Raw genomic sequence first — 741 nt, 5'->3', positions numbered from 1 at the left:
TTCAGTCGTCTGGTGACGACGGCGAAGAGGTCACACCCGTTCCCATACCGAACACGGAAGTTAAGCTCTTCAGCGCCGATGGTAGTAGGGGGCTTCCCCCTGTGAGAGTAGGACGTCGCCGGGCCAACGCCATTCCCCATGGGGAATGGTTTTTTTGTGTATTTTTTTATATATAACCGAAGGTTGAACAATCATATGCATATCTCTTTCCTAACACGGAAGATAAGTTTTTCAGCTCCGATAGTAGTAAGGCGGCGCAGCAGCTTTATGTAAATTACGCAGGGACCTGGTTTTAGTTCTTGGAAGTGTTATTTCAATTGACACTCAAGAGAATTTGGAACGGTAAAGTTATTTAACGCTACTTAGTTCAGTACGTGGTTCCAATTATTCCCACGTTTAAGGGTATTGCAATTAGATAGGCTGGATGGTATAGTTAACAACGTTGCCTTTCCGGTAAGTGAATAACGGCTTTGAAAACAGCTTAAAACTTTTTTAGAAAAGTTGTTGACATAAGGATTGCAAACATGGTATTATATAAGAGTTGCTTCTAACGGAGCACGAACAATGAACCTTGAAAACTGAACAGCAAAACGTCAACAAATAAAGTTCTGGAACCGACTCTGTCGGTGAAAAGAACAAACGAATCTTCGGATTCAAATTGACATCTTAATTGATGCCAGCAAGAAACTCGAGCTACTCGAATTTCTCTATTATGGAGAGTTTGATCCTGGCTCAGGACGA

1 rRNA gene is annotated in these 741 nt (G+C 42.0%); it reads left to right on the top strand.

Going from position 1 to position 741, the window contains the following annotated elements:
• Positions 1-8 precede the first annotated feature (8 nt).
• A 5S ribosomal RNA gene (rrf, locus tag M3152_RS17770) occupies positions 9-124 on the top strand.
• Positions 125-741: the final 617 nt, after the last annotated feature.

Origin of the sequence: Sporosarcina luteola (assembly GCF_023715245.1) — a bacterium.
GTDB lineage: Bacteria > Bacillota > Bacilli > Bacillales_A > Planococcaceae > Sporosarcina > Sporosarcina luteola_C.
Note: the sequence above shows the minus strand (reverse complement) of the source record. Positions and strands in the feature narration are given on the sequence as shown.